Raw genomic sequence first — 19,779 nt, 5'->3', positions numbered from 1 at the left:
CCCGCCGAAGAAGCAGGGGCTGGCCGAAACAGGCCAGCCCCCTCTCAGGCAGGCACCTTGCTACCAGTCGTCCGTGTCACCGTACTTCCAGGGGTTTTCGGGCGCGATCCACAGCCTGTGCGCAAGCCTCGTCGAAGGCTGCCTCGACGGCTTCCTCGTCGATGCCTCGCACCTGGGCCTCGACCTCCTGGACCGGGCCGGGGCGGTGGGCCGTGCGCCAGGCCGAGGCGCGATCGGTGTAGCGGTCGGTCTCGAACTCCCAGGCCAGCAGCGACCACTGCTCGGGGAATTCGGTCGCCGCGCGTTCCCCCGCCAGGAAGGAACACGGCTCGAGCGTGGAAGACCACGGCCCGCTCCGGCACGCGGTCGCGGATGACGCTCGCGCCGCCGGAGTCCTGGTGTTCCCAGCGCCAGCGGTCCCACTCTTCGACATCAGCCGTGTGGTCGGGCCAGTCCTCGCTCCACCGTGCGACAACCTCGTCGGCGTGCTCTCGGTGGAGGAATGGAACACGCCACTCGCCAAGGCGGGCGACGTGGACCACCAGCTCGGCGGGGACAGGGCTCTGGCTGGCATCCGGCACAGCGCTTCCCACAGTCTCGTCCGTGCCCCACAGGAGGCCACCGACCTTGGCGGCGGTGTCCTTGAGGACGCGGCTGGTCAGGTGTTGGTAGCGGCGGCGCATCCGGGCGGACTTGCCGGGTTCCCAGCCCATGATGGAGTCGACGACCGCGTCGGAGACGCCGAGGATGAGCAGGACCGTCGCCGCGGTGTGGCGAGCGTCGTGAAGGCGGGCACCGCGAACGCCGGCGGCCTTCAGCAGCTCCTTCCACTTGTGGTAGTCGGTGTTCGGGTCCAGGGGCTCGCCGGTGGGCGAGGTGAACACGTACCCCTTCTCCGTCCACAGGTCGCGTGCCCGGACTCGCTCGCGGGCCTGCTCCTCGCGGTGCTGTCGGAGGAGCTGGAGCAGCTCGTCGGGGGCGCCGATGGGGCGCTGGCCGGCGCGGGACTGGGCGTTCCTCGTCTCGCGGCGAGTATTGATCTTCTGGGTGCAACCTTCCTCCACCACACCGCCCAACGCCACGGCCCCCTCCTGGCCGTCTCCCACACCCTCCTCCTCAGCGTCCTCACCCACCTCCCAGAAGGCCCCGCCGCCTTCGCCACCGCCGCGAAAACACCCTGGCAGTTCGCCCAACGTCGTCTTCTACCCGCATTTCAACGGGTGGCACCTGGCCTTCAGTCAGCACTACGTCGGCCGAGAGGCGCCCTTACTCGTAGTATCCCTTCCAGCGCTCCCGATTTCGTTGGTCGCCCTGCCCCAGGCCGTTCACCGCACCGAGCGTCAACAGCAAGGACCCCCGTTGTTCCATAATCTGAGGTGATCGCGATGGACGACGAGAAGGTCGTTCTCCGTGGCGAACTTCTCAACCAGCCCGTTGATCGCCGTGTCAGCGGGGCCGTCCGCCTTTCGGGCCGGAACGGGCCGGGCCCGGGTTGCGGAGCATGACGCGGTCCGAGCGCAGACGCCCGACCAACATAGCCAGCCGCCCCGCCGTCCTAGACCAATTTTCCGACGGGCGCGCACCCGCCGCGTCACCGACCTGTCAGGCCAGTGAGCCGAGAGAGGTCGGCCCATTCCTGAACACCGCATACGGCAGTGCAAGGAGTTTCCTGATCCAGGAAGCCCATCTTCAGGACTCGCCCGCCTCCAAGCCCCGAAACGCCTCGTCCAGCGCACGGCGCAGACCGAGGCGTCGGCCTTTCTCGTAGGCATGCGCGTAAGCGACGTCACCGAGAGAACGACGGGCGAGCTCGATGCCTCGCTCTCGGTGGGCGGTCAGGAGGGCGAACCCGAAGAGCCGCGGGGAACCGGACGGCTGCCAGACGCGGTCCACCGCCCCCAGCACGACGGCCGCCGGGCCGGCCGCGCCGAGGGGGGCGAGCACCCAGGCCAGCGTCTCACTGATCGTCGCCTCCCCCAGGCGTTCGTCGATCTCCCGGATGTGCCCAAGGGCCTGCCGCAGGAGCTCCACCGCCTCCTGCGGCCGTCCTGATTCAGTGCGACTGACGGCGAGGGCCCACAGTAGGTAGCAGCGATGCCAAGTGTCTCCCTGGGCATCTGACATGGCCAGGGCCCGTTCGAGCAGGGCCGTGGCACGCGCGTGGTCACCCTGGATGACGGCGGAAAAGCCGAGTTGGGCGACGCACTGCTTGCGCGTCAACAGCGTGGCCACCCCGTGCCCCGTCTCCAGGGATGACTGGCTGTACCGTGCCGCATTCACCGTGTCCTGGGTGACCAGCGCCGCCAGGCCGCGCAACTGCAAAAAGGCGGCGGCCAGTTCGGCCCGGACCGGTTGGCGGACCGTACGGTCTGCGGGGTCGGCTAGGGCATGTTCGCCCCGGCCGATCATCTCCTGGGCGCCGACGTGGTCACCGTTGAGCAGCAGCAGGAAGCCCGCCACCCAGACGGCCCGGTACCAGGTCCCGGTGGCCTCGGACGCCGGTGGCCGGGGTTGCTGTTCGATGACCTTGCGCATCCAGTGCGCACCCTCTCCCACGTTGCCCGACGTCAGGCAGTGCAGCCAGAAGCCGAGGCAGGCGCCCAGCACGATCTCGGCGGGCTCGTCACCGGGCGGCGGCGCGATGACGATCTGCCGGAGGTTGGGGTGCTCGGGGCGCAGGCGGCGCAGCCATCCAGCCTCTTCGGACGTACCGTAGGCGGCCCCTGCCTGCGCGGCGAGGCCGAGGTACCAGGTGCGGTGCCGACGCAGCGCGGACTGCGTCCGGTCGCTCTCGGCGAGTCGTTCCTGACCGTAGGCGCGAACGGTCTCCAGCATGTGAAGTCTGGTGTGGTCGCCGGTGTCTACCGTGGTGAGCAGTGATTTGTCCACGAGTCCGGCGAGGGCTTCGAACGTGTCATCAGGTGTGGCGGCTGCGGGGGCCTCGCTACCCTCGGCGGGCCCGCACAGTCGCTCGGCGTCAGCCAGTAGTACCCCGCCCACGCATAACGACAGCTGCTGCCAGGCCGTTTGCTCGGCTTCGGTGCACAACTCGTAACTCCAGTCGAAGAGCGCGCGCAGCGCCTGATGGCGCGGGTGTGCCGTGCGGTCGCGGCCGCCGGGGCCGAGCAGCCGGAACCGGTGGTCAAGGCGTTCCAGAAGTTCGTCCGGGGTCAGGGTGCGCAGTCGTCGTGCGGCGATCTCCAGGGCAAGGGGCAGGCCGTCCAGCTTCCGACACACGCGCGCCACGACGTGTCGGTTCGCCTCGGTCACCCGAAAGCCGGGGGAAGCGGCACCTGCCCGGTCGGCGAAGAGTGTCATGGCCGGCGAGGCGAGGGGATCCTGTTCCGTGGCGCCCGTGTCGTGGAGTGGCTCCGGCCACAGGGCGGGCAGGGCCAGCGGGCTCACCTTCAGTACGTGCTCAGCATCGATGTCGAGGGGCTGCCGGCTGGTGGCGAGGATGCGCAGCTCCGGCACGAGATCGAGCAGAACGCGTACTACGTGAGCGCTCGCGTCCAGAACGTGCTCGCAGTTGTCAAGCAGCAGCAGGACGCTCCGTCCGCGCAGTGCGGTGGCCAGCGCGTGCGCAGGGTCCTGCCCCGGCCCGGCGGACACGCTGACGACCGCGGCGATCACCTCGGCGACAGCCTCGGCGGAGGCACGGTCGCGGCCGAGATCGGCCAGCTCCGCACAGTACGTACCGTCCATGAACCGCTCCCGCACCGAACGGCTGATCCGCTGGGCCAACCGCGTCTTGCCCACGCCGCCGATCCCGACCAGCGTGACCAGGCGGCAGCGCGTCAACAAATCCGCACCGGCTGCGAGTTCATGCTCACGGCCTACGAAACTGGTGGCCTCCGTACGCCCGGTGGCAGAGGGGGTGACGGCGGTGAGGCTCCGCCGCTCCGTCCCGCTGAGCCCGTACACCTCACGTCGTACGCGCTCCCAGTAATCCGCCCACCGTCCCGGGTCGCCGCCGCAAGCACGAACGTAGGCCAGGAGCACCTCTCGGGTGGGCAACCGCTGTCCCGCAGCGGCCTGGGAGAGAGTGCTGGCGGCGAAGTGAGCTCCCTGTGCCATCTCCAGGTAGGTGAGCCCGGCGCTCTCGCGCAGTTCACGCAGCCCCAGCGCAAAGCGCTCCAACGGGCCCGCCTGCGGATCGAGCGGCTGCTCGCGACGTCCTGGCCTGCCTGCCAACTCGCCCTACCTCCACAACCGTTGCACGCAATTGATCGGTTGATTATGGCTGCCCCGTTGAGGTGGCGAACATCGTTGCCGCCCCCTGATGCTCAAGTTCGCTGACCCACTGACCACGGGTCGGCGGAGGTGGCCCATGGCCATCACCCACCTACAACACGCCACTTGGAGGTCACACGGCATGGCAACTGATCATTACAGGCTCTTTCATGAAGCATCCATGAGTTCCGAACGCCCGTACCGGGTCATTCTCCTTGCTGATCTGTCCGGGTCGACAGAGATGAAGACGAAGACGGCCGAGGTGAACTGGCTGGCCACCATTGGCAAGTTCCTCGACATCACGACCGAGGCCGTTACCTCCCAGGGTGGCACCGTGGTCAAGTACCTGGGCGACGGCACGCTCGCGGCCTTCGACAGCGAGCACGCGGCCGAGGCAATCAACGCGGCGATCCGTATCCAGGAGATGCTTCTCGCCGAGAACAGGAAGAACTCGGTCAAGGAGTGTTTGGCCACGGTCGGCATCGCCACCGGCCACGTCGTCGAATACGAGGCACCCGGCGGCGGTCTGGACTACGCCGGCTCCGTCGTCGACCGTGCTTCGCGGCTGTGCGATGCGGGCGCGCCGCAGGCCATCTGGGTCGACAGCGCGACCGTCGTCTCCGCGAACATGCTCAAGGTGTCGTCCCAGATGGGCCTGGCATCGGGGCATGGCCCCAGCGACTATTTGACGGATACGGAGGAAACAGTCCAGCTCAAGGGCTTCCCCGAGCTAGTCAAGTACCGCGAGGTCATCTGGCGTCAGGTGCCGGTCGGAGCGAGGAACGGAATGCTGACCGAGGCGACCGAGAGCCAGGCGAACTCCAGGAACTCCGGCACACAGCCCGCGGCGCTCGTCCCGAAGCCGTGGGCGCACCACCCGGCGGCGGCGACGATGGAAGGGGTGGTGCGGCACTGGAACACCACGCGCGGCCAAGGGTTCATCACGACGGATGCCGAGGGCGGCGATCACTACGTCGACCGCCGGTACATCGTCGGCGAGGGCGACCTGACGGTAGGACGCTCCGTCAGGTTCGTCCCGCTGCCGCCTCTCCAGGAAGGGAAGAACCCGCTGGCGGGCTGCACGGTACAGGAGGGCAACCGCGTCCAGGGACAGTTCCAGCGAGTTTTCCCCGGGCCCGACAAGAAGTACGCCTTCGTCGACGTCGTCGATGCACGGGGCAACCGGCAGGCGCTCTTCGTGCACCTGGGTCCCGAGGCGGGTACCCGACGGCCCGGGGAACCGGTGACCGTGGAGGTATGCCGGAACAACCGGGGCATCGCCGCCCAACTCATCACCGACACCAACGGTGACCAGATCCGCGAGACCCGCGGCACCATGACCGACCTAGGCCAGGACGGCGCCCTCGATGGCACACCCGCGTGACCTTCGGGACCTGCCCGGCGCGCTCGTCGACGTACGGGCGGAGTTGACACGCGCGGACCACAAGGCGGCCACGCTGCTCGCGCTGTTCTCTGCAGTGTCGGCCGGCATCGTGGCCGCCTTCACCGTCCGCAGGTCGGGCCTGTTCGCCCTGTGGAACGGCGCCGAGTGGCTCGCGTGGCTGGGCATCGGTTGCATGACCGCCGGTCTGGTCCACCTGCTCGTCTGCGTCCGGCCCAGCGGTGTCGCGCAGCTGGGCGTGGGCGGCTACTTCGCCCACTACGCTCAGTACCGAGGGCGGTCGGACGATCTCGTTGCTCATCTGTCCGATCCGGACGACACCGATCTGGAGCGATGCGCCCAGCTCATCGAACTGTCCCTGTTGGCCACCCGGAAATACCGGCTCATCGCCCGCGCCGTGGACCTCCTGGGGTGCGGGTTCGCGCTGGTCGCGGCCGCCACGCTGCTCGACGCGGTGCGATGAAGTACGGGTACGGGATGTCTCCGAGATGCGCGAGGCTGCCAAGGCGGGGCGTGTCCAGCCAACGACCGTACAGACCCATAGGCGCTGGCATCGCCGAATCCGGAGCCCGCGAGCCGTACCGGGCATTAGGCCGAACGTCACTGCGTGTGCAAAGGTCGCCGACATCGGAAAAGACGGGGCCCGCCAGGCCCGCCGCCTCCTGGCTGACGCCAAGCTGCACGGCCACAGGTACGCGATCGACGCCGTGCCCGCCATCATCGCGCGCCGGCAAAAGGGGCCGGTCACCGTCTTCAGTTCGGACGTCGTCAACCTGGAGAAGGTCCTCCCGGAGACCATCGTCGTCAAGAAGGCATGGCCCGGCGCTCTGGTCTCAGTTCTGGTCTCATTCACCCCCGTCCAGCGCCATCCGCCACCCGCCCGATGTCCCACTCCGCCCCAGGTCAGGACACCCAAGGCCCCCGCCGAACCCCCAAACGGACATTTGGAAAGCGTGTTGGGGGCAACCCCTCACGAGTTCGAATCTCGTATCCTCCGCAGCCGCCTGGACAGGCGAAACGAAGATCCGAGCCGCAATCGCGGCTCGGATCTTCGTCGTGCGCTGGTTGCAGTTTCAGTTGCATTTACATACCCCTATTAGGGGCATTTCGGCAAGCGGGCAGCCAGATCTTCTACTGCCGTCGGCTCGTCTCGTCGGGCTGGGACCGCGGCGGGGAGGTGCCCCAGACTCTGTCTTCGTACGGCATCCCAGGTTCATGGAACTGCGCCATCCTTGGCCTTGGCGCCGAAGCGGCTTCGGCGGGCCTGTGACGTTCCCTGTCTGTCGAGGTGCACCTCATGAAGTCCCGATCGACGCTTGCGACTTGGCTCAGCGAACTCGATGGTTCCCGCCTGGCACGCGTACTCGCCATGCGGAAGGACGCAGCCTCCTCTCCGGAACCGCGCTCGGTGGGGGAACTGGCGGACCGTCTCCAACGTCCGGGGTCCGTGGCACTCGTCCTGCCGCAACTCACGCTGCCGTGCTTGCAGGCCGCCGAGGCGCTGGCCGCCCTGGGGGCCCGAGCGACCCGGGACAGCCTCGCGGAGTTGCTCGGCGCGACGTCCCCTGCGGCGGTACACGCGCTGGACGCGACCCTGGAGGCGCTGTCGGATCGGGCGCTCGTGTGGCACGACGGCAACGAGGCGCTCCGCATGCCTAAGCCCTTGCGGCAGGCGTGGAGCACGCCCCTGGGACTTGACGCTCCGCTGGAAGAGCTGCTGGCCGGCACCACCTCGGAGGAACTGCGCGGCATGCTGGCGGTCCTGGGTATCAAGCCACCCGGCACCAAGCAGCAGCGACTCGCGGCTCTGGTGGAGCATCACAGTGACGCGGAACGGGTCGCCGCGTTGGTGGCGGGGGCACCTGCGGCCACACGGAAGTTGCTTGAGCAGAGCGCCAGGTCCAAGCCACGTCAGTCACTGTTCGTCGCGTTCGGGGCTCCTGGCCGCGACCTCCAACCAGGCGCCCGATGGGCACTCGACCGCGGGCTTCTGTTCCAGGACCGTCACCGGTACGGGCCCGTCCGGATGCCGGTCGAGGTGGCCTTGGCTCTGCGGGGCCCCGATTGGCGCGCTCCGTTCGAACCTCTGCCGCCCGTCACACAGTTGGTGCCCCTCACCTCCTCGGAGGTGGAGCGGGAGGCCGCAGTGGCCGCCACCGCGTTCGGGGCCCATGCCGCCTCCGTCCTTTCGGCATGCGCGACCGCTCCACCGACCCGGCTGAAGTCGGGCGGGATCGGCGCGCGTGAACTGGCCCGGCTCGGCAAGGCCGCCCAGGCGGACGACGCCGTCGTACGCATCGCCCTGGAGACCGCGTACGCCGCCGGGCTGCTGGCCCGCGACGGCGATCGCGTTCCTCCCACCGAGGCGTACGATGCCTGGGCCGAGCAGGAGCCCGCAGAACAACTCGCCGTACTGCTCCGGGCATGGCGGGACCTGCCGCTCACTCCCACCCGGGCGCGCGACGAAGACAACAAGGCTCTTCCCGCGCTCGCCGGTGCGCCTGACTGCGGCGGCTGTCTGCAGGCCCGCCACGGGCTGCTCACCGCGGCAGCGGGGCTTCCGGCAGGACAGGGTGTGAAGGTCGCTTCGGAGCTGGGGCCGCTCGTGGCCTGGCACCGTCCGCTCGCCGACGACGCCTCGCCCCAGGACACGGCACCGTTCAGCACCGTGGTCCGCGAAGGCGAACTGCTGGGCGTGCTGGCACGCGGTGCGCTGTCCCCGCTCGGTGCCCACCTGGCGGCCCACGCCGACGAAGATCTCGACATCGCGGCCCGGCGACTACTGCCCCCCGCGACCACGACGGCCCGGATCGGCGCCGACCTCACCGCCGTCGTCACCGGCACCCCGTCCGCGCGACTCGCAGCGCTGCTGGATTCGATGGCCGACCGGGAGACCAGTGGCACGGCGTCGGTATGGCGCTTCAGTGCCGGCAGTATCCGCCGGGCCCTGGACGCCGGCCGCACCCCGGACGACATCACGGCCGACCTGGCAGCAGGCTCCGCCACGGCCCTGCCACAACCGCTGACCTATCTCATCGCCGACACCGCACGAGGTCACGGACGGGTGCGCATCGCCCCCGCGGTCTGTGTGATCCACGGCGACGAACCCGCGCTCCTGGCCGAACTCGCCGCCCACCGCGCACTGTCCAAGCTCGCCCTGCGGCAGCTTGCCCCGACGGTCCTGGTCAGCGGCAGCCCACCCGCGACGACTCTCGCCGCGCTCCGTGCTGCGGGCTACGCCCCGGTCGCCGAAACCGCCGGGGGAACGGTACGCATCGAAAAGCGCATGCCGCACAGGGCCGCCGCGGCCGTCCCGCCCCCGCGAAGGAACGTCGGACGGCGCGGGCCCCGAACCACCGCAACCCGCACCTCGGACATGCCCACCGACGCCGGGATGGACGTCCTGGCCGACCGGCTGCTCAAGGCCCCGCCGATTGCACCGGAACCCGACCCGTTCGGCAGCGGGGTGCCTTTCGCGACGGACACCGAGGAGATCGTCGCCGGATACGCGAAGCACCTGTCGTACAGCGACGTCCGCCAGGTCGCCCATGCCATCGACACCGGTGCGGGCATCACGGTCGAGTACATCGCCACCTCGGGCAACCGGACCGTACGCACCCTCAGCGACCTGGAGCTCGACCCGCCCTACCTCGACGCCTGGTGCCACCTGCGCGAAGCGGAACGCGTCTTCACTCTCTCCCGCATCCATGGCGTGATGCCCGCGTAGGACTCGGCGGCCAAGGCCGGGTGCCCGGGTGTGCCACCCGCGGGCACCTCGCGAGATTCACTTGACTCCATATTTGATATCAGGGAGACAAACATGAGTCGGACGGTTATCGACCTGGACGACGAACTATGGGGCGACCGGCGCAGACCGCGGGGAGCCACACCATCTGACGGGATACTTCACGACGGTTACCGGCCGCCAGGACCCACACGAGGAGTTGGCCGTCCGCTACGGCGTGGACGAAGAGGCAGTCGCCGCCCTGAGCCGCCAGCAGGTGTTGCGCCCTGAGAAGCTTCGGCACCGAACGCAGTCATGCCCCCGCATCCGTCGATGCCTGATTCACCCGTCACGAGTTGGCCTGCGGCGACTCTGGTCTCGGCGGATCCACGCGGATCTGCCCATGATCCCGGGACGATGTCGCGGTCATAGCCCGATCATCCGGACCTTGCTGCCGCACAGCCGGGTCATGTCATCGACATCCGACGTGAGGATGGCGACCGGGCCAGGCTGACGCAAGGCCGCTTCCGCGACGGTGGCGTCGATCGCGTGCTTGTGTCCGTGCAGACCGGCGCCCTTGAGCAGTTGGGCCGCCGCCCTGCCCGCCACCTCCGTGATCGGCTCCACCTTGACCCGGGAGAGCGCCCATTGCAGTCGGGGCAGGTTCACCCTGGCGTGGCTCACCTCCACGATGGTGTTGGCGCTGACGACAAGGTCCGCTCCCAGGTCGTGGAACACCTGGAACATCGCCAGAACCTTCCGGTCCTGCGCCACCCAGGCCGACAGTCCCTCGCTGTCCAGGACGACGGTCTCGAGGTGCCCGCTCACGCTGCGCTCGCGCCGCCGGCGGCCGACGTCGTACCGAAGATCCGCGCCCGCGCCTCGGCCAGCTCTTCCTCACTGAAGGCCCCATGCTCGTCCGTGTGGCTGCGCAGGTCGGCCCCCAGGAGCTGGTGCCGGATCTGCCTGGCGACCGCTTCGGCCACGTAGCCGGAGATGTTGTCCGTGATCTTCTTCAGCTCCGCCACCTGCTCGGTGGGGAGTGTCACCGTGATACGTGTGGTGTCAGCCATAGCAGCAAGCATACTGCGGTATGCGCGCTACGTGCTGTCTGTTCCCCGCATCGCAGTCGGTCCGGTCAGCGGCAGTCGGGGCGACTGTCCGTTCGAGCTGGGGCTCAGCTGGGCAGTTTGTACGACGCGCCAGTTCAGCGGGTCCGGTAGCGGTATGCCTCGATCCATTGCGGGCCCTCGGGAGCGGGTTCCGGCAGCGACAGGTCCAGAATTCCGATGTCCTGTCGGACCGACCCCCGGGCGCAGCGTGCGACCACGCGTCCGTCCTCGGTCAGATCGACACCGACCACGCTCACCTCGACGCCGAGAACAGTCGTGGGGAACGGCACGGCGAGGCTCTCCTCGATCATCGTGAAGAAGCCGGTGAGCTGCTCATCCTCGCCGTAGGCGTCGACGGTGGCCTCTTCGATCAACGCCTCCGGCGCGGCTGGGGCTCAGGTGCTCATGGCCTCGCCGTAGCGCTGCACCGTACCGATGAGGACCGGTGTGTTCAGCAGCGGCGTATCCGTCGCGGCGCCGTCGCCAGCAGTCAAGCCATGGCTCGCGGTTGCCAGCGTGTGACGTTGCCTGGTGGGGTTCGGTAGTGAGCGCGGCCCAGGGGAGGGTCCGGCAAGCGTGCTTGCCCTACAGAGGCGAGTCAGCGGTCCTGTAGCTGGGTCGCTTGCGCAGGGCAGTCAGCTCTGCGGTGTGATGCCCAAGGACTGGATGAGCCGGGCCAGTTCTTCGCGGAAGAGCTTCTCCGGGCTGAGGGCCTGGGTCTGCAGGTGGCCGTAGATCTCCAGTGACACCAGGCCGTGCAGGTGGCTCCAGATACGCAGGGCAAGGGCCACGGCGGCAGGGGGCAGGTCGGGGAAGGCCGGGCGGACCTTGTCCAGCAGACCGAGGTCGAAGTCGGACCACTCGAAGTCGCTGTCCGAGTAACGGAGTTCGGCGTGCGGCCAGGCCGCCGCTGCGAGTGCGGTGATGCCAGTGCAGACACGGCGGGCGGCTTCCGGAGCGGCGCCGCCCTCGGGCGGCTGGTAGCCGGGGACGGGGTCGCCGTAGATGAGGCGGAAGCCCTCTGGGTTGGCCAGCGCCCAGTTCCTGAAGGCGCGGGCCCATGCCTGGATCCGAGCGGCCGGATCCTGAGCTGGGGCGGCGTCCCAGGCGGCGTCCACGGTGTCGGCCAGCGAGGTGTAGACGTTGCTGATGAGCGTGGTGACCAGGTCGTCGCGGGTGGCGAAGTAGCCGTAGATGGCGTTGGCCGTCATACCCATCTCGCGCGCGATGGCCCGCAGCGTGATCGCGTCCGGTCCCCCCGAGGCCATCAACTCCAGCGCGACCTTCTTGATCTCAGCGGTCGTCTCGGCCCTCAACCGCTCGCGGCGCCCCTTGGTGTTTCCCACGCTTTCCATGGCCACTCACTCTACAGCGTCACAATTCTGTGCGCCGTATTAATACTTCACGCCGTATAGTCTATGCCTGCCGTGAAGGCAGGCGGCGGTACGAGCAACTACCCAGGGAGAGCCATGCACATCGGAGTCATCGGGGCCACAGGCGGCATCGGCAGTCGCGTCGTCACCGAAGCCCTCGACCGGGGGCATCACGTCACGGCCTTCAGCCGCGACGCCACGGGGATCGACGAGGACCGCAAGAACGTCGTCTGGAAGAGCGTCGACGTCCTTGACGCCGACGCCGTCGCCGCCGTCATACCCGGCCTCGACGTACTGATCAGCGGATTCCAGCCCGGAAACGCCGCCAAGGACATCGCCGACACCGTGGCCCGATCGATCGCCGATCCCACGGTGTACGCCACCGCCGCGCGAGCACTCCTGAAGGCGCTGGAAAGCCACCCACGGACCCGGCTCATCGTCATCGGCGGTGCCGGCAGCCTGGAGATCGAGCCCGGAGTCGTACGGGCCGACTCCGACGAACTCCTGCACGAAACCCTCGACGCGATCGGCCTGCCGAGGGAGTACGCCGCCGCGGTGCGCGGCCACCGCGACGCCCTGAACGTCCTGCGCACCTCCAACCGGCTGTGGACCTACTTCAGCCCCGCGGAGGACATCGCACCCGGGGAACGTACGGGCCGGTTCCGAATCGGCGGCGACCAGCCGGTACTCGACGCGGAAGGGCGCAGCCGTATCTCCATGGAGGACTCCGCCGTCGCCCTTGTCGACGAGGCCGAACTGCCGCGCTTCGTCCAACGCCGCTTCACCATCGGCTACTGACCGACACCAACGGACCAAGGCTGCATCTGTCGGATCGCCCTGAGTGTGCGCCGCCGCGCCGGTAGGACCGGAAAACCACGGAAGCGCGTTCGGGATCTCCATGGGGAAGTTCATGGACTTCCCCATGGAGATCATCGTGACCGTTCACAGACGCTGAGGACTACGCGATCGTGACCGTCACGAAATTCCGACCAGACCCGATTTCAAAGGTTCTCATCACCCCGAGGCTTCCACCGCATCGACGGTCTTTCCGTCCCCGCCGGGGGCTCTTCGGTTTGCGCACACACCGGCCCACGCCCGCCCGAGAACGTCCATGCGATGGACATGGCCATACAGGGCGTGAACCCGGCGTTCGGGCTCTTGCTTGGCACAGCGGTAGAGCGTCCGTTGCAACGCTCGGACCTTGTCCAGAGGTCGGTGCCCCGGCCCTGCGGCGCCTTCCTCCCGGCGGATGGAACCAGCCGAAACGGCACTCATCCGGGTCCCTCCCTGTTTGCGAATCGCATCGATGAAGCAGGGGTCCTTCGCTCGCGGCGGGTTGTGTTGTCCCGTCGATCGTTACTACTACGGCCCCTCCGACTGCCTCTCGGTAACCCGCCACTCCCCGGTTCTGCCGGTCATAGGAAGATCACGCTTCCCGGGCCGCAAACCCCGGGCCGAGGAGGCTCTCTCCAGCTCCCAGGACAACCTTCCGACCATTCCACGCCCCTTACGTCACGATCTTGCAGGCCCTCGTAATGCGTAGGTCTCGGGTTTCGAATCCCGAAGGCGGCTCCACCCAAGCCCGGCTCAGACGGGTGTCTGAGCGGGGCGTTTTGCTCAGCGGATGCGGCGGCGCCGGCGGAGTACCGGCCCGGCTGTCAGCCCGCCGGCAGCACGGCGATCAGGTCGGTTGAACGGCGATCAGGCAGGTGTCGTCGTCGGTGTCGGCGATGTCACAGGACAGCAGATGGTCCAGATAGTCCTCGAGATCGTCCACCGGGCGGCTGGCGGCGGCGAGGAGTTGTCCGAGGGCTTGCTCCATGCTGCTGTCGCGGCGCTCGATCAGGCCGTCGGTGTACATCAGCAGGATGTCCTGCGGCCGCAGGACGTGCCGGAACTCCTCGTACGAGGCGTCGTCGACAGCGCCCAGCAGCACACCGTCCGGCGGCGTGAGGGCTTCGGCCTTCCCGTGGCTGACGAGGACCGGGGGCACGTGTCCTGCATTGGCCCAGCTCAGGGCACGGGCCTCGGGATCGAACAGGCCGCAGACGACCGTCGCGGTGACCTGTTCGGTGAGGCAGCAGGCGACGCTGTTCAGCCAGGAGAGCAGCCGACCCGGCCCCGCACCCGTGACGGCCAGGCCGCGCAGGGCGTTTCGCAGGACGACCATGCCCGTCGCGGCAGCGATGCCGTGGCCGGCGATGTCGCCGACCGTGAGCAGCACCCGGCCATCGGGAAGTGCGACGGCGTCGTACCAGTCTCCGCCGACCCGCTGGTCCTCCTCCGCCGGGCGGTAGCGCACGGCGATCCGCAGTCCCGGCCTGTACACCGGGTGAGCCGTCGGAGGCATGATCGCCCGCTGCAGTTGCCGGGTCAGGCGGTGATGCTCCGCGGCCTGCTGCTCGGCACCGGCCAGCCGGTCCCGGGTGGCGGCCAGCGCGACCTCGGTCCAGTGGTGGGGGGAGATGTCCTGGTAGGCGCCGCGTACCGCGACCAGGAGCCCCGAGGCGTCGCAGACGGGTTCGGCGACCACCCGCAGGTGGCGGACCACCCCGTCGGCGCGCCGAAGCCGGAAGGTGATCGCGCTCTCCTCCCGCTTGTGCAGCACAGTGCGCAGGAAGCGACCCACGGCGCCGGTGTCGTCGGGGTGCGCGTGTCCGGAGAGCTGGTGCAGCGGCACCGGGGCCGCGCCGGGCGGCAGCCCGTACAGGGTGGACAGCTGCTCGGTCCAGGTGATCTCACCGGTGGTCAGGTTCTCCTCGAAGGCGCCGATCCGGCTGACCCGCTGGGCGTGCTGCAGCAGGTCGGCCAGCCGGGCATCGCCCTCCGGGATACGCCAGCTGAGCAGCACCACATCGCCGAAGCGGGCCAGCCCCACGGCAGCGACCACGGCCGGGGGCGCCGGGCTGCCCGGGAACCTTAAAACCATGCTCTGGCTGCGATAGGGGCCCCCGGTGCTATGTACCCGCTTGATCCGCTCGAACAGCCCGCCCTCCGCCGCGAACAGCGGATACGCCTCCAGCAGCGGCAGCCCGGTCAGCGAGCCACGAGGACGACCGGCCGGGTCGGTGAAGCGCTCATTGGTGTGCTCGATCACGAAGTCGGTGATCCGGCCGTCGCGGTCCCGCAGCGGTCGCAGCAGGGCGACGGAGTCCAGCAGGCCGTCGAGCAGTCCGACGAGCCAGGCGGCAGCCCCTCCGGGCGGGCTGCCAGACTCCACGCCGTGGTCGGAGAGTGACAGGGCGCACAGCTGGGCCAGGGCGTCCAGCTGCCGCTGGAGGGCGAGCGCGGAGTGGGGGCCGGGCCAGTGGACCTCCAGGACGGCTACCCGCTGACCGCCGCCTTGAGCAGGCACGACGGCCCGTGTGCCGCCGCTGCCGCCGCCGATGGTGGGCGGCAGCGCGTCGCCGGACTCGGTGATCCACAGCGTTCGGTCCTCGGTGCTGGCCTGCTGGGCCGGGGTGCCGAGCCCGGGCGGGACATAGCGCCAGCGGGCGGCCTCGGCGGGGCCGAACCCTGCCTCTCCCTCCAGCGTGAGGGACCCGTCGGGGGCGACTGACCACACGGCGGCGGCGGTGGCGCCCAATGGGCTCAGGGCCCGGTCGAGGAGGGCGCGGGCGAGCGCCTGGGTGTCGTCGCCGGCCAGGATGGCGGCGGCCTCCGCCGTCCGCAGTCGCAGGGCGGCCCCTTCGCCCTGCGGCTGCGCGGCTGCCTCCGCCGTCCGGCCAGTGCCGGGCGCGGCCTGCGCGGCGCGGGCTTCCGCGGCCGCACGGGCGATGGTGTCCGAGGCGGCCTGGTCGACGATGTCGGCGGCCAGCTCGGGCAGGGATATCCGGGCGTCGGAGGCGAGCCTTTGCAGCTGCCGCGCGGCTTCGGTCGGAGCACAGTTCAGCCGCTCCACCAGGACGCCCTGGGCGATTTTCACCAGAGTCCGGGTTTCGCTGTCCTCCCGCAGGGCGCGGATCTCGGCACTCAGCCGGTCGACGGTGGCCGCCAGCCCGGCCGCTCCGGTCTCACCGTGCCGCGTGGGCTCGCGCTGCTGCTCCACCATGGTGTTGCTCCTCGGCCCGGGAACCCGGCGGGCGACTGCCCGCCCGATACCCGCCTCAAGCACATCACAGGTCGAGCCAGCTGCGCATGCAGTGGACCAGCTCCTGCGCGTCGACGGGCTTGGGCACGTAGTCGTCGGCCCCGGCGGCCAGGCACTTCTCTCGGTCACCGGACATGGCCTTGGCGGTGACCGCAATGATCGGCACACGGCGACGCCCGGGCATGGCGCGGATCGCCTCGGTGGCGGCGTAGCCGTCCATCTTCGGCATCATCACGTCCATCAGGACCAGGTCGATGTCCTCCTCGGCCACTGCCTCGACACCTGCACGGCCGTTCTCGGCGTGCAGGACGCGCATGCCGTGCAGTTCCAGAATGCCGGTGAGGGCGAAGACGTTCCGGGCATCGTCGTCGATGATCAGTACAGTGCGGCCGGCCAGCGGATCGGCCTCCTGGGGCGCTTCCGGTCTGGCGTTGGCGGCGTGGACCAGTGGTAGGGCCTCGCCGGGGCGCTCGGCGGTGAGGTGCAGCACGATGCGCTCGCGCAGCTCGTCCAGACTGGTGAGCACCTCCAGCGGCTGGGCGCCGGCCCGGGCCCGGAGCCGATGCTCCTCCTCGGCCGAGGGCGCCGGGTGGCCGCAGTGGACCAGGACGGGGACGTGGCGCAGGGCCGGGTCGGCGTCGAGGAGATGCAGCAGTTCGCCCGCACCCTCGCCGGGCAGGCCGCAATCCACCACAGCGCAGTGGTGGGTCCGGCCGGCCAGTGCGGCCGCCGCCTCCCCGGGATCGGCGGCAGAGTCCACGCGGACAGGCGAGGGGACCCCGGGCAGATCTGCGACGGCGCTCTCGGTCAGCAGGGACAGCAGCCCTCGCGGCCTGGCCTCGACCACCAGCACGCGGCGCTCTGCGGGTGGCGCGCCCTGGGTGTCCGCGGCGAGGCCGGCTTCGCCGGGGCGTCCCAGGCCACCGGGTGCGGTGCCGCGGCGGTCGGGCGGCTCGGTGCCGGGCACTGCCTCCACAGGGGCCGCGGCGGCTACCGGAGGGGCCGCGGTGTCCTGGACGGCGGGGTGCACGGTCGGCAGGTACAGGGTGAAGCAGCTGCCCTCGCCCAGGGCGCTCCGCGCGTGGATGGAGCCGCCGAGCAGGTAGGCGATCTCGCGGCAGATGGACAGGCCCAGGCCGGTTCCTCCGTACTTGCGGCTGGTAGTGCCATCGGCCTGCTGGAAGGCACTGAAGATGCTCTCCAGGTGCTGGTCCGGGATGCCGATGCCGGTGTCGCTGACCCGGAAGGCCAGGGCGGAGCCGCCGCGGCGGATGGAGTCGGGCAGGTTGGCGGCGGCGGTGTCGACGGGTTCGATCCGCAGCTCGACATGGCCTGTCTCGGTGAACTTCACCGCGTTGGACAGCAGGTTGCGCAGCACCTGGCGCAGCCGGGGCTCGTCGGTGACCAGCTCGGAGGAGACTCCGGGTGCCGTGACGACCCGGAACTCCAGTCCTTTCTGGGAGGTCAGGGGGCGGAAAGCGGCCTCCAGGTAGTCCAGCAGCTGACGCAGCCGGAAGCGCTCGGGGCTGATGTCCATCTTCCCCGCCTCGACCTTGGACAGGTCGAGGATGTCGTTGATCAGCTGGAGCAGGTCGGATCCGGCCGAGTGGATGACTTCCGCGTACTCCACCTGCTTCGGGGTGAGATTGCGGCTGGGGTTCTGGGCCAGCAGCTGGGCGAGGATGAGCAGGCTGTTGAGCGGGGTCCGCAGCTCGTGGCTCATGTTGGCCAGGAACTCCGACTTGTACTTGGAGGCACGGGCGAGCTCCCGGGCCCGGGCCTCGAGCTCCTGCCGCGCCTGCTCGATCTCCAGGTTCTTCGTCTCGATGTCGCGTTTCTGGCTGGCCAGCAGCGCGGCCTTCTCCTCCAGCTCGGCGTTGGAGTGCTGCAGTTCCTCCTGGCGGACCTGGAGTTCCTCCGAACGGGCCTGAAGTTCGCCCGCGAGGCGCTGGGACTCGCCCAGGAGCTCGTCGGTGCGGGCGTTGGCGATGATGGTGTTGACGTTGACGCCGATGGTCTCCATCAGCTGGTCCAGGAAGTCCCGGTGCACCGGGGTGAAGCGGACGGTGGAGGCCAGCTCGATGACGCCGAGCACCTGCTCCTCCGCCATGACCGGCAGCACGATCAGGCTGGCGGGGGCCGCACTGCCGAGACCGGAGGAGACGGTGACGTACTCGGCTGGGACGTCGTCCACCGCTATGGTGCGTCGGCTGCGGGCGGCCTGACCCACCAGCGACTCGCCGAGCCGGAACCGCGTGGGGCGGCGGGAGTTCTCGGGGCGTCCGTAGGAGTCGACGAGGCACAGCTGCACGCCGTCGTGGGTGTCCTCGGCGAGGAAGAAGGCGCCGTACTGCGCGGAGACCAGCGGCACCAACTCGTCCATGATCAGCCTGGCGACGTCGGCGAGGTCGCGGCGGCCCTGTATCAGGCCGGAGATCCGGGCCAGGTTGGTCTTGAGCCAGTCCTGCTCGTGGTTGGCCTGGGTGGTCTGGCGCAGCGACTTCACCATGGCGTTGATGTTGTCCTTGAGCTCGGCGACCTCTCCCGAGGCGTCCACGGTGATGGAGCGGGTGAGGTCTCCCTCGGCCACGGCACTGGTGACCTCGGCGATCGCGCGGACCTGCCGGGTGAGGTTGCCGGCCAGCTCGTTGACGTTCTCGGTGAGCCGCTTCCAGGTGCCGGAGACGCCCTCCACTTCGGCCTGCCCGCCGAGGCGGCCCTCGCTGCCGACCTCGCGGGCCACCCGGGTCACCTCAGCGGCGAAGGAGGACAGCTGGTCGACCATGGTGTTGATGGTGGTCTTGAGTTCCAGGATCTCCCCGCGGGCGTCCACGTCTATCTTGCGGGTGAGGTCGCCGCCTGCGACGGCGGTGGTGACCTGGGCGATGTTGCGGACCTGGCCGGTCAGGTTGTTCGCCATGGAGTTGACGCTGTCCGTGAGGTCCTTCCAGGTACCCGCCACATGCGGCACCCGGGCCTGGCCGCCGAGGATACCGTCGGTGCCCACCTCGGAGGCCACCCTGGTGACCTCGCCGGCGAACGCGGACAGGGTGTCGACCATGGTGTTGATGACGCCTGCGAGGGCGGCGACCTCCCCCTTGGCCTCGACGACGATCCGCTGGGAGAGATCGCCCCGGGCAACGGCGGTGGCCACCTGCGCGATGGAGCGGACCTGGCCGGTGAGGTTGTACGCCATGACATTGACGTTGTCGGTGAGGTCCTTCCAGGTGCCGGAGACGCCGCGGACGGTGGCCTGGCCGCCGAGGTTGCCCTCGGTGCCCACCTCGCGGGCCACCCGGGTCACCTCGTCGGCGAACGCCGACAGCTGGTCGACCATCGTGTTGATGGTCTCCTTGAGCTCCAGGATCTCCCCGCGGGCGTCCACGGTGATCTTCTGGGAGAGGTCGCCGCAAGCCACGGCGGTGGCCACCTGCGCGATGTTTCGCACCTGAGTGGTGAGGTTCCCCGCCATGGCGTTCACCGACTCGGTGAGGTCCTTCCACGACCCCGACACGTCCGGCACCTGGGCCTGCCCGCCGAGACGGCCCTCGCTGCCGACCTCGCGGGCCACCCGGGTCACCTCGGAGGTGGACCGTGACAGCTGGTCCAGCATGCCGTTGAAGACGGTGGCGATCTCGCCTATCAGCCCGTCTCCGTCTTCGGGGATCCGTGTGCGGAAGTCGCCGTCCCGGACCGCAGTGAGCCCGGCGAGCAGACGGCGCAACCCGGTCTCGTCCATCTGGCAGGCCGCGCTTGTAGGTCCGTCCCGCGTGGCCGCTCCGGAAGCCTCAGCCATATCCGCTCCCGCCGTACTGATCCGCCATCGGCCGACCGGCCGGAAGACT

The 19,779-nt window shown here is 69.5% G+C and carries 11 protein-coding genes and 1 pseudogene; 4 read left to right on the top strand and 8 right to left on the bottom strand.

The window, feature by feature from the left end:
• Window positions 1-60: 60 nt before the first annotated feature.
• A pseudogene (locus AB0D59_RS02440) lies at window positions 61-1,046 on the bottom strand (tyrosine-type recombinase/integrase); the annotation flags it as partial.
• A gap of 643 nt (window positions 1,047-1,689) precedes the next feature.
• Window positions 1,690-4,194: a helix-turn-helix domain-containing protein gene (locus AB0D59_RS02435; RefSeq protein ID WP_362559714.1), complete on the bottom strand. Its 2,505-nt coding sequence runs from the start codon at window positions 4,192-4,194 to the stop codon at window positions 1,690-1,692.
• Between the two features lie 136 nt (window positions 4,195-4,330).
• Between AB0D59_RS02435 and AB0D59_RS02430 the strand changes: the two genes are divergently transcribed.
• From AB0D59_RS02430 to AB0D59_RS02420, 3 genes are all read left to right on the top strand, one after another.
• Window positions 4,331-5,617: an adenylate/guanylate cyclase domain-containing protein gene (locus tag AB0D59_RS02430; RefSeq protein WP_362559712.1), complete on the top strand. Its 1,287-nt coding sequence runs from the start codon at window positions 4,331-4,333 to the stop codon at window positions 5,615-5,617.
• On the top strand, window positions 5,601-6,098 hold the full coding sequence (locus AB0D59_RS02425) for a Pycsar system effector family protein (RefSeq protein ID WP_362559709.1): 498 nt from the start codon (window positions 5,601-5,603) through the stop codon (window positions 6,096-6,098). Before AB0D59_RS02430 ends, AB0D59_RS02425 begins: the two co-directional genes overlap by 17 nt.
• Window positions 6,099-6,932: 834 nt before the next feature.
• Window positions 6,933-9,362, top strand: a complete 2,430-nt coding sequence (locus AB0D59_RS02420; protein WP_362559707.1) for a helicase-associated domain-containing protein — start codon at window positions 6,933-6,935, stop codon at window positions 9,360-9,362.
• A gap of 423 nt (window positions 9,363-9,785) precedes the next feature.
• Here the strand turns inward: AB0D59_RS02420 and AB0D59_RS02415 are convergent, their stop codons facing one another.
• From AB0D59_RS02415 to AB0D59_RS02400, 4 genes are all read right to left on the bottom strand, one after another.
• Window positions 9,786-10,187: a DNA-binding protein gene (locus tag AB0D59_RS02415; RefSeq protein ID WP_362559705.1), complete on the bottom strand. Its 402-nt coding sequence runs from the start codon at window positions 10,185-10,187 to the stop codon at window positions 9,786-9,788.
• Window positions 10,184-10,432 carry a hypothetical protein gene (locus AB0D59_RS02410; protein ID WP_058850160.1) on the bottom strand — a complete coding sequence of 83 codons (249 nt, stop codon included), beginning with the start codon at window positions 10,430-10,432 and terminating at the stop codon, window positions 10,184-10,186. The genes AB0D59_RS02415 and AB0D59_RS02410 overlap by 4 nt, the downstream gene beginning before the upstream one ends.
• 134 nt (window positions 10,433-10,566) lie before the next feature.
• Window positions 10,567-10,845: a hypothetical protein gene (locus AB0D59_RS02405; protein ID WP_362559703.1), complete on the bottom strand. Its 279-nt coding sequence runs from the start codon at window positions 10,843-10,845 to the stop codon at window positions 10,567-10,569.
• A 261-nt stretch (window positions 10,846-11,106) separates the two neighbouring features.
• Complete coding sequence (locus tag AB0D59_RS02400) at window positions 11,107-11,826, bottom strand: TetR/AcrR family transcriptional regulator (RefSeq protein ID WP_362559701.1); 720 nt, start codon at window positions 11,824-11,826, stop codon at window positions 11,107-11,109.
• Between the two features lie 114 nt (window positions 11,827-11,940).
• On the opposite strand from AB0D59_RS02400, the gene AB0D59_RS02395 reads away from it, so the two are divergent.
• Window positions 11,941-12,642 carry an NAD(P)H-binding protein gene (locus AB0D59_RS02395; RefSeq protein WP_362559700.1) on the top strand — a complete coding sequence of 234 codons (702 nt, stop codon included), beginning with the start codon at window positions 11,941-11,943 and terminating at the stop codon, window positions 12,640-12,642.
• Between the two features lie 883 nt (window positions 12,643-13,525).
• Here AB0D59_RS02395 and AB0D59_RS02390 read toward each other — a convergent pair.
• Together AB0D59_RS02390 and AB0D59_RS02385 are read right to left on the bottom strand one after the other, a co-directional pair.
• Window positions 13,526-15,895 carry a SpoIIE family protein phosphatase gene (locus tag AB0D59_RS02390; protein ID WP_362559697.1) on the bottom strand — a complete coding sequence of 790 codons (2,370 nt, stop codon included), beginning with the start codon at window positions 15,893-15,895 and terminating at the stop codon, window positions 13,526-13,528.
• A gap of 64 nt (window positions 15,896-15,959) precedes the next feature.
• Window positions 15,960-19,673 (bottom strand): HAMP domain-containing protein, encoded by a 3,714-nt coding sequence (locus tag AB0D59_RS02385; protein WP_362559861.1) that lies wholly within the window; start codon window positions 19,671-19,673, stop codon window positions 15,960-15,962.
• Window positions 19,674-19,779: the final 106 nt, after the last annotated feature.

The organism is Streptomyces sp. NPDC048417, assembly GCF_040651615.1.
In the GTDB taxonomy this organism is placed as follows: domain Bacteria; phylum Actinomycetota; class Actinomycetes; order Streptomycetales; family Streptomycetaceae; genus Streptomyces.
Note: the sequence above shows the minus strand (reverse complement) of the source record. Positions and strands in the feature narration are given on the sequence as shown.

Coding starts and splice junctions, on each gene's coding strand:
- AB0D59_RS02430 (WP_362559712.1), top strand. CDS start 4,331: ATGGCCATCACCCACCTACAACACGCCACTTGGAGGTCACACGGCATG.
- AB0D59_RS02425 (WP_362559709.1), top strand. CDS start 5,601: ATGGCACACCCGCGTGACCTTCGGGACCTGCCCGGCGCGCTCGTCGAC.
- AB0D59_RS02420 (WP_362559707.1), top strand. CDS start 6,933: ATGAAGTCCCGATCGACGCTTGCGACTTGGCTCAGCGAACTCGATGGT.
- AB0D59_RS02410 (WP_058850160.1), bottom strand. CDS start 10,432: ATGGCTGACACCACACGTATCACGGTGACACTCCCCACCGAGCAGGTG.
- AB0D59_RS02400 (WP_362559701.1), bottom strand. CDS start 11,826: ATGGAAAGCGTGGGAAACACCAAGGGGCGCCGCGAGCGGTTGAGGGCC.
- AB0D59_RS02395 (WP_362559700.1), top strand. CDS start 11,941: ATGCACATCGGAGTCATCGGGGCCACAGGCGGCATCGGCAGTCGCGTC.
- AB0D59_RS02390 (WP_362559697.1), bottom strand. CDS start 15,895: ATGGTGGAGCAGCAGCGCGAGCCCACGCGGCACGGTGAGACCGGAGCG.
- AB0D59_RS02385 (WP_362559861.1), bottom strand. CDS start 19,673: ATGGACGAGACCGGGTTGCGCCGTCTGCTCGCCGGGCTCACTGCGGTC.